Annotated in this window: 7 protein-coding genes and 1 tRNA gene; 4 read left to right on the forward strand and 4 right to left on the reverse strand. The window is 66.4% G+C overall.

Going from position 1 to position 9088, the window contains the following annotated elements:
• Positions 1–137: 137 nt before the first annotated feature.
• Complete coding sequence (locus ACVN90_RS13295) at positions 138–419, forward strand: Fe-S cluster assembly protein HesB (protein ID WP_475098710.1); 282 nt, start codon at positions 138–140, stop codon at positions 417–419.
• 65 nt (positions 420–484) lie between these two features.
• Here ACVN90_RS13295 and ACVN90_RS13300 read toward each other — a convergent pair whose 3' ends face one another.
• From ACVN90_RS13300 to ACVN90_RS13310, 3 genes are all read right to left on the reverse strand, one after another.
• Positions 485–1528, reverse strand: a complete 1044-nt coding sequence (locus ACVN90_RS13300) for a glutathione synthetase (protein WP_475098711.1) — start codon at positions 1526–1528, stop codon at positions 485–487.
• 75 nt (positions 1529–1603) lie between these two features.
• Complete coding sequence (locus ACVN90_RS13305; protein ID WP_475098712.1) at positions 1604–2818, reverse strand: flavohemoglobin expression-modulating QEGLA motif protein; 1215 nt, start codon at positions 2816–2818, stop codon at positions 1604–1606.
• Positions 2815–3618, reverse strand: a complete 804-nt coding sequence (locus tag ACVN90_RS13310; RefSeq protein WP_475098713.1) for an N-formylglutamate amidohydrolase — start codon at positions 3616–3618, stop codon at positions 2815–2817. The genes ACVN90_RS13305 and ACVN90_RS13310 overlap by 4 nt, the downstream gene beginning before the upstream one ends.
• A 135-nt stretch (positions 3619–3753) precedes the next feature.
• Here ACVN90_RS13310 and ACVN90_RS13315 point away from each other — a divergent pair.
• From ACVN90_RS13315 to ACVN90_RS13325, 3 genes are all read left to right on the forward strand, one after another.
• Positions 3754–3825 (forward strand) — tRNA-Arg (locus tag ACVN90_RS13315).
• Between the two features lie 455 nt (positions 3826–4280).
• Positions 4281–6464 carry an McrB family protein gene (locus ACVN90_RS13320; protein ID WP_475098714.1) on the forward strand — a complete coding sequence of 728 codons (2184 nt, stop codon included), beginning with the start codon at positions 4281–4283 and terminating at the stop codon, positions 6462–6464.
• Between the two features lie 7 nt (positions 6465–6471).
• Complete coding sequence (locus ACVN90_RS13325; protein ID WP_475098715.1) at positions 6472–7659, forward strand: McrC family protein; 1188 nt, start codon at positions 6472–6474, stop codon at positions 7657–7659.
• Between the two features lie 254 nt (positions 7660–7913).
• Here the strand turns inward: ACVN90_RS13325 and ACVN90_RS13330 are convergent, their stop codons facing one another.
• The gene (locus ACVN90_RS13330; protein ID WP_475102127.1) at positions 7914–9044 is read right to left on the reverse strand and encodes a tyrosine-type recombinase/integrase; all 1131 of its coding nucleotides are present in this window, start codon (positions 9042–9044) and stop codon (positions 7914–7916) included.
• Between the last annotated feature and the right edge of the window lie 44 nt (positions 9045–9088).

The raw sequence follows: 9088 nt of genomic DNA on the forward strand, positions 1-9088 counted from the left end.
CGCTCGTGCGCCTTCGCGGGCGGCGGCCGAACGTGGGAACTCCCTCCGAATGCGTGCGATCCGGCGCGTAGGGGTTGCATCCGCAGGCTGATCTCGGAATCGTGGCCGGTCCGGAACCGCAAACGGAAAGGAAAAGCATGCTCACGCTGACCCAGACCGCCGCCGAGGCCGTCAAAGAGATCGTCGCCCGAGTGCCTCTCGCCGAAGACGGGGGTGTACGCATCCGAGACGCGGAAGGCTCGTCCGGATTCGAGTTGAGCGTCGCGCCCGATCCCGGGCCGCACGACACCGTCGTGATCGAAAGCGGCGCCCGTGTCTTCCTCGACGAGACCGCGGCGATCGCACTCGAGGACCGTGTCCTCGACGCCGAGCTCGCAGACGACGGCTCTGTCCGCTTCGCCCTCGCAAACCAGGGCTGACCGCAGTGCCTCGGGCCCCGGCATCCGTTATCGGATGTCGGGGCCTTCGCATTGCTGGGCGACCGTCATGCGGTCGCCAGCTGGACATTGGGCAGTTCGCTGCCGTAGTGCTCGCGCATACCCGTCTTGCGCTCGAGATCGTCGATGACCGCCGAGGCGAAGTCCACCCCGTACAGCGCGGCGCACGAGCCGAGGCCGCCGGGCGAGAACACGTTGACCTCCATCAGCTTGTCGCCCGCGATGTCGAGCCCGACGAGGAACATGCCGTCGGTGAGGAGCTTGGGGCGTACGGCGTCGACGAGGTGCAGCATCTCGTCGGTGACCTTCGCCGCCTCGGCCTTCCCACCCGCCGACATGTTGGACCGCACCTCGGCCGCCTCCGGCCGCCGGCGGAACGCCGCGTAGGCCCCGTCGATCTCGAGGGCGCGGCCGTTCATGACGAACATCCGCACGTCGCCCTCCTTGGCCGCGGGGAGGTACTCCTGGGCCACCACGTAGCCGTCGCGGGCGATCGCCTCGACGATCTGCGCGATGTTGCGCTCCCGCTTCAGGTCGACGAGGAACACGCCGGATCCGCCCGACCCTTGCAGCGGCTTGAGCACGGCACGCCCACCGAGCTCATCGATGAACTCACGCACCCGCTCCTCGTCGCGCGTGATCAGCGTGCGCGGGCGCACCACCTCGGGAAACTGCTGGAAGTACGCCTTCGACATGGCGTCTGCCAGGGAGCGAGGATCGTTGACGACGAGGACGCCGGCCTCCGCGGCCATCCGCCCGAACGCCAGCCCGGCCGTGCTCGCCCACGCACTGTCGCCGGCCTCGCCCGCGGGGTCGGCGCGGAGCATGAGCACGTCGAAGTCGTCGAGCTCCGTCCGCTCCCGGGTCGCGGCCTGCACGTCTTCGAGGTATCGGTCGAGCGACCGGTAGCGCTTGCCGGCGGTCGCGGTCGCGGTGATCGCCGAGAGCGATCCGTCGGGTTCGTAGCCGAAGTCCCGGAGCCCCATCAGGCACACGTCGTGCCCGCGCGCGGCGGCGCTCATCGCAAGGCGCGTCGTCGAGTAGATGGGCTGTTCCGTGGCGATGTCGTTGACGACGAAACCGATTCTCATCTGAGCTCCTCGAGGGTGGGGGGACGCGGGCCGGCAAGATTCTGTGCTCGTTTCGCGCTGGTGCGCTTCATGCTCCTACGCATTGGCCAGCGAGACCAGATCGTCGGCATGGGCGGCGTCACGGAGCCTGTCAGCGGACTCCGCGTCAGACAGGTACCGCGGCATGATGCGTGCCGGCGCGAGGAGGTCGCGGTCTGCGAGCTCCTGGACGAGGGGCAGATCCTCCAGGGAGAACTTCCCGAGGAACAGAAGGTCGAGCGCACCGCCGTGCGCCACGTGCTCCAAGAGGGCCAGCAGGCCGCGCAGATAGATGGCGTCCTTGGTGAAGCCGCCGGCGCGGTACACCCGCATGGCGACGCTGTAGGCGCTCCCGGCGGGCAGACCGTGACCGGTGAGCAGACGGTGGGTGTCGACGAAGCTCGCCCCGCCCACGAGGGCGTGAACGGCGACGACCCGGGCCGCGAGCTGACGCAGCCGGGACGCGGTGAGACCACCGCACGCGATCTCGGCGAGCACCGCGAGACCCTCCTGGGTCTCGTCGTAGTGAGCGAGCCCGGCGCCGAGCATGCGGATGGGCTGCGCGAGCCCGTTCACATGCGTCACGAGGTGCGTGCCCACCTCATGCTGGAGCAGGGCATTGACGCGGGCACCGGCCACCGCCGCATTGTGCGAGATGAGGAGCGTGTCGCCCTCGACGAGCACGCCCGAGACGTCGTCGCGGATCTCGGCGTGCAGCTGTGCATCCGGATCGACCGACCGATAGTGGGCGATCTCCGCCTTCGCCGCGGCGAGGATCTCCTCCGCGCCGACCGAGTCGCGCTCCAGTCGCCCATGCGGAAGCCGGCGCAGCAGATCGTCGGCGGTCTCCACGAGCGCCGGCAGCACCGGCCCGTACTGTGCGACCGACAGCTGCAGGAACTCCGACGTGTTCCGGGCGCGCAGCATCTCCACCCGCAGTGTCATCTCGCGCTGCCGGTTGCGCAGCAGCGCCGCAAGCGTGGTGTCGGTGACGGCGTCGAGCGGCAAGGCGGCCACCTGGGCGTCGAGCACATCGGGGTCGACGTCCAGAGTCCGGTACTCGAAGACCGGCTCGGTCTCGGGGTCGGCGAGGAACCGCGCGCGGATGTCGTCCGCGTTCACCGGGGTCATCTCGAGGAGGAACCGCACCGAACCCGCGAGCGATGCCATGGCATGGTCCGCCGCCAGGTCGGCAGCCGAGAACGCACCCTTTTCGATGACGTCGGTCTCGGGTCCCCCGGCGTCGGGGGCATGCGTCGGGTCTGCGGTCACGGTGTCGCCACCTCCACAAGCGCCGCTTCGAGAAACGGGATGGTGGATGCTACGGCCCGGGCGAGCTCGTCGATCCGAGCCTGATCCGCGTCCCCGGTCCACTCGTCCATGAAGGTCTTCTTGAACTCCAGCGCGAGCACGATCGCCCGCTCCGGGTAGCGGCGGTGCGTCCATGCGGCGAGCTGCTGCCCGCGGAAGCGGACGTTCTCGCGCACATCGAGCGACCCCGCGGAGGTCCCGGCCTGCGCGAGCGAATCGATGAAGACGTCCGCCACGGATCCGAACCGGTCTCGGTCGAGCGAACCCGTGCCGACGTTCACTTCGGGATTCTCCTCCCAGGGAGCCGGAGCGCGGTCGGCGCCGTCGCGTCGGTGATTGTACGAGTGGATGTCGAACATCACGAACGGTCCGCGCTCGGCGACCTCGTCGAGCCGCCGGCCGAGCTCCGCGTAGAACGCGTCGTACACCTCGAGCGATCCTGCGACGACGGCCGGATCGAGGGGTGGATCGCGGACGACTTCCAGCCCCCATGCCTCCTCCGCCGAGCGGTAGACCGCCTTCTCGCGCGATCGGTTCAGGTCGACCTCGAAGCGGGAGCGGTGCACCACGACGCGAGCGGGGACGAGCGCGCCGATCTCATCGGTGTGCGGGTCTTCCTCCCGGAGCCGGTCCTCGTCGGGCAGGATCAGCTCGTCCGCCACGTCCGCGCGGACGTCGTGCCCGTTGTGGATCGCGGTGGCGATGAACTGCCCGCTCCAGTCGCCGAGGAATTCGAACGCTGGGCGCTCTGTCGTGACCATCAGCCCATTGTTTTCCGGGGCGGAACGGGGCCTCAAGGGGTTGACAGGGCTCGAGAGCCCCCGTATCCCGCGCCGCATCCCTCTCGCGACAGGTACACGGCATAGTCGTCGCCGCTGGGTAGACTCGTCAGGCCAGCCTCTGTAGCTCAATGGAAGAGCAGTTCCGTCCTAAGGAAACGGTTGGGGGTTCGAGTCCCTCCAGGGGCACAGTCTCTTTTCGCCTCTGACCAGGTATTTCTTCTATGGTCAGACCACTCAGAATGCGTTTTTGCCCGCTTTTTGCCCGCATTCTGAAAATTCGGTGAGCCGAAAATAGCCGTCTTCAACGGCCTGCGCGCGGCGTCTGAGAGCGCCAAAATCGAGCGTTTCGGGCGAAATCTGCCTCGCCGGAAAACTCAGCAATCTGCTCTCCGCGGTTACTGCGGTCGGGCGCAGCGGGTCTGCGATCCTTGCGGCAGAGCGACGAGCGGCATCGCGTCGTTCAGGCGCGTCGCGATGGCATCCAGATCATCGTCGAAGAGATCAGCGCAGGTGTCCCTACGCTCAGACTAGAGATGCTCGTCGAAACCCTCTCCGAGCTATGCACTCGCGGCATGAGAGGCGGTCGTGTGGGTGACGGCCCCCTTCGTAGACTCGGAGCCAGTAGAGCTTCAGGAGGGCACGTGGCAGAAGCACAGTTGCGTCGAGCCGCCCGGGCGCGTGCAGCGCTCGAGTATCTCGCGTCAAATGCGGCGCCGGGCGAGTACGTCCCCATCAGCGACATTTGGTTGGACGCGGAACACTCTGTACCCCTTTCCGAATACGAGTCCGAGATCAACACCCGCGGTCTGCGTCGAGGCGAGACCGACTGGCGTTTCGCGAGTTCTGATCTCGTCAACGCGGGCTGGCTGCGTAAGCACCCCGATGGTTCGGGGCGATGGGCCATCACTGAGTCGGGAATGCGAGCACTCGAGGAGTTTGGCGGTGACGAGCTGTTCGCAGAGGCGCAACAGCGAACGGCTGCCTCAAGACTTGAGTTGCGCGCCAGCATCGGCGACGCTCTGGCGACCGCGTGGGTCTCTGAAGATAGCGCGCAGCGGAAGATTCTTGCTGCTTCGCGGGCGTGGGTCGAGGAAGGTCTTCAGAGCGGCGGGTCGGTGTTCAGCCCGGGTCTTTCCGTGTGGGACACCGCCACGGTATCGGCGCTCCACTCGAAGTGGATCGGCGCGCCGCGGGTGGAGGGCGCCAACTTCGTCCAGAACCTCGCCGTTCAGCTCGAAGACGAGACCGATGCGGTCAAACTCCTCATGGCCGAGATCGTTGCGCTGCAGATTCTGCCCATCTCTACCGTCATGGGTCACGCCAAGAAGACGGAGAAGGTCGAGGCGGTTCTTCAGCTGATGAAGCATGGAGTCTCAATCCCGACCCTGTTCGACGAAGCGTTCGGAGGTGGCGCCTTCAATCCCGGAACCGGGATGATGTCGCGCATCAATCACGCGGTCACGATCATCGTCAATCTCGCCAAAGCGTGGGTGGATCTCGACGCTGACGAGCAAGAGCGGGTGCTCCACGACCCACGAGCATGGCGCTCGTTCGTACTGTCCGTCGACGGCGATTCCTTCCCGACTCAGCGATACTCGCTCATGTATCTAGTGCATCCCGGATTCTTTGGGCCCATCGTGTCCGAGGACCACCGGCATCGCATCCGCGAGGCGTTCATTGGCGAGATCGGTGGACAATTTGGCGACGACGCGGACGACGACCTGCGGCGGATCGTGCTTGCCCTGCAAGCGAAGACTGGCAAGCCTGTCAGCTTCTACAAAAGCCCGCTGCGCGATCGATGGCACCCGGATGCTCATCCCGAGCCGCCGATCGATCTCCCTGTCGACCTCGTGGAGGCGGATGAGGATGACGCCGTCGCCGATTCGCGAGGGTTCCGGCCAGCGGACATCGATGTCGCCCTGCTGAGCGACGAGCTCAACCTGGACGCCGGTTGGATCACACGCGTGCTCGATGCTTTGCATCGGCGCGGCCAGGTGATCCTCTACGGCCCCCCGGGAACCGGTAAGACGTTCGTCGCGAAGGCGCTGACGCAGGCGATCACCGACGGTCGCCAGGAGGCGCAGCGTCGCATCCAGTTCCACCCTTCCTACACCTACGAGGACTTCTTCGCGGGCTACCGTCCGCGCGAGAAGAACGGACAACTCGTTTTCGAACTCGCCAGGGGCCCGCTGAGCCGCATCGCCGAGGATGCACGCAGGGATCCGGATGTCGCACACGTACTCCTCATCGACGAGATCAATCGGGCGAACCTGTCCAAAGTCTTCGGCGAGCTCTACTACCTCCTCGAATACCGCGGTGACGCTATCGATCTCCTCTACGCCGGGTCCGGGACCGACGGCGGCGACACGTTCGAGTTGCCCCCTAACGTGCTGATCATCGGGACGATGAATACGGCCGACCGCTCCATCGCCCTGCTCGACTCGGCGATGCGGAGGCGCTTCTCGTTCTTCGAGCTTCACCCCGAGGTGCCACCGGTGGAGGGGATCCTTGATCGCTGGGTGCGAGAGCATCCGCAGACTTACCCGCTGCCCGCGCTGTTCGCCGAACTGAACTCGCGCATCCGGGATCGGGAGGACCGGATCGGCCCGAGCTACCTGCTTCGCTCGGACGATCTCTCCGTGCAGGATCTCCACGCGATCTGGACCGAGAACCTTCTGCCGCTTCTCGAAGAGCGTCATCTGGGCACGGACGTCGACGTCGCATCGCGCTTCTCACTCTCCTCGCTGCTCTCGGCACTTCAGCCGACAGCGTCGACGGCGGACACCGTCGAATCGGGCGGATCGACTACCTCCGAGACGTCCTGATCTCGCCATGCCCGAACGGGTCTACATCAGGGAGAAGGGTGAGAGCTTCGTTGACCTGACGCTTGCGCAGGCGATGGAGCTGCAGGACCTTAGATTCTGCCGCGTCACCCCGACTTCGACCGCGGGACGCTGGCGGATAACTGACGTCCTGAAGGTCGGAGTGGCAATCGTGAGTGGCTGTGAGCTCCACGTGGTGCCGAAGACTCCGCTGGAGAACATCGTCCTCATGGCGTCGCTGGGAGGAGTCCAGCTGCGCCTTGGTGCCGATAACGTCGGACACGGCAGCGACAACTCGATCCCGACGGCCATTGCCCGTGCGCTGCTTATCGCGGTCGAACAGGCGACGCGACGGGGGTTGCTGAAGGGCTACCGCGGCGTGCAGGAGTCCGCCTCGGTCGTGCGCGGTCGGTGGGACATCCCGCGCCAGCTCGCGAAGCGACCCGGCATCCCGCTCCCCGTCGAGATCGAGTTCGACGATTTCACCGAGGACATCGATGAAAACCGGATCCTGCTGACGGCGCTGCGCGTGCTCGCCCGGCTGGAGGGAATGGCAGACGTGCTCGGCTCTGTCTTCGCCGCGGTGCAGATCCTCTTCGCAGATGTGGAGTCGTTGCCCCGCGGAATGCCACTGCCCGATGTCCGCCCCAACCGGCTGAACCAGCACTACACCGTGCCCCTTCGCCTGGCACGCGTGATTCTGGAGGCCGTGTCATGGACCCATCGGGATGGAGCCACGGTTGGAGGCACGTTCCTCGTCGACATGGCGCTGGTGTTCGAGGGATACATAGCCAATCGCCTTCGCGCGAATCTTGCGGAGATCGGGCTCGACGTGACGGCGCAAGATCGAGGCCGGTGGTTCGATGTCGACAGATCGGTGGCACTTCGGCCAGACATCGTTATCTCGCGTGACGGCGCTCCAGTGACGGTTGCAGACACCAAGTACAAGGTGCTTGGCAGTGGGAACGGCGCGACGCCCAATGGGGATGTCTATCAGGCCGTCGCATACGCGCTCGCGCTCCACGTGCCCACCGCGCATCTCATCTACGTGTCGGGCGATGTTGTCGCCCGCGTTCTCCAGATCCCGTCGGCGGGCATCGATGTCCACGTCCATGCCCTGCCGCTCGAGGGGAATGCCCGGGCACTCGAGCACGGTGTGGCCGCGCTCGGCGCGAAGCTCGTGCACAGCGGGCGATGAGCGATCGGCTCGCCGAGAGCGTGGATGAGTCGACGCACCGAGCGCAGGTGCCGCAGCCATCGATCCGTCATCCTCTCGCCGAAGGGGCCTGCCGAGAATGAAGCGCGGGCGTCGTTTCCCACTCCGCGGACGTACCGCGGATTCGCAGCCGAGCTCGACTCCATCCACGTCGAAAGCCGGAGCTGAGTCGGAAGGAGGCCCAGCCCTCGGGCGTCCGGTGCCTCGTCAGAGCATTCATCAATCCGCTCGCTGGACTACTGGGGCCGGGCATACCGCGTCTGCGGACCCGACGGCAGGGCGACGAGCGGCATCGCGTCGTTGAGTCGCGTCGCGACGGCATCCAGATCATCGTCGAAGAGGTCCGCGTACGTGTCCAGCGTCATCGCCGCCGACGCGTGCCCGAGCATCCGCTGCACGGCCTTCACGTTCGCGCCCGAGCTGATCGCGAGCGACGCGGCGGTGTGACGCAGGTCGTGCGGAGTGAGCCGCGGGATCGATGGATCGATCTCCTGCGCACGTCGGACCGCGTTCGCGAACCATCCCTTGTTCCCCGAGTTGCGCATGTGATTGACCCCATCGCCGAACAGCAGTCCCTCGGGGCCCTTGCCGGCGCACGCCTGCTCGATCATCGGAGCGAGACGCTCGGGATACGGGACCGAGCGCTTCTCGTGCGTCTTGGGCGTGCCGACGTGGATCTCGTACGCGATCATCACCGCGTTCTCCTCTATGACGAAGCGGCGGCGCAGCCGGTTCACGCTGCGCACGCGCAGTCCCGTCGCCTCGCCCCAGCGCAGGCCGGTGTACGCCAGCGTCAGGACGAGCGTCGGATACGCCGCGCACGCCGCCAGCGTCGCGACCTGGTCATGCGAGAGGTAGACGCGACGCTTGCCCGGCCCGTGCCGAGGAAGGTTGCGTACGTTGCGGGCCGGGTTGCTCGCGAGTCGCCGATCATCGATGGCGACGTCGAGGATGCCGGCAAGGACTCCCAGTGCTCGAAGAACGACTGTGCGCGACTTCTGCGTCGCGAGGTCGGACACCCAGTCCTGGACTTCCGAGCGCCGGATCGACGAGATCTCTCTGTCGGCCCAGACCGGCGCGACGTGGTTCTTCCACGCCCGCTCGAGCGTCATGTAGTACGAGGGCTTCGACATCGGCGGCTGCTTGGATCGCAGCCAGCTGTCCGCGAACATCCGGACAGGAACCCGCGACGAAGACGGGTCGATGTACTCCCCCTTCGACTTCGACACCGTGACCATGGAGAGGTACAGCTTCGCCTCGCGCATCGTCGTGAAGCCGCGCTTCTCCGCCTCAGTGCGATCCGGCTTGCGATACCGCACCCGGTAGCGGCGGCCCTTCGCCGATTCGTACGGGGTGATGCTGCCCATCTCGACCTCCGCTCCCGCCTGATTCAGGGTCAGTATCGGGCCAG

The organism is Microbacterium sp. F01 (assembly GCF_056156365.1).

Bases quoted from the DNA above. Each gene is read 5' to 3' on its own strand.
- ACVN90_RS13295 (WP_475098710.1), top strand. From the start codon at position 138: ATGCTCACGCTGACCCAGACCGCCGCCGAGGCCGTCAAAGAGATCGTC.
- ACVN90_RS13300 (WP_475098711.1), bottom strand. From the start codon at position 1,528: ATGAGAATCGGTTTCGTCGTCAACGACATCGCCACGGAACAGCCCATC.
- ACVN90_RS13310 (WP_475098713.1), bottom strand. From the start codon at position 3,618: ATGGTCACGACAGAGCGCCCAGCGTTCGAATTCCTCGGCGACTGGAGC.
- ACVN90_RS13325 (WP_475098715.1), top strand. From the start codon at position 6,472: ATGCCCGAACGGGTCTACATCAGGGAGAAGGGTGAGAGCTTCGTTGAC.
- ACVN90_RS13330 (WP_475102127.1), bottom strand. From the start codon at position 9,044: ATGGGCAGCATCACCCCGTACGAATCGGCGAAGGGCCGCCGCTACCGG.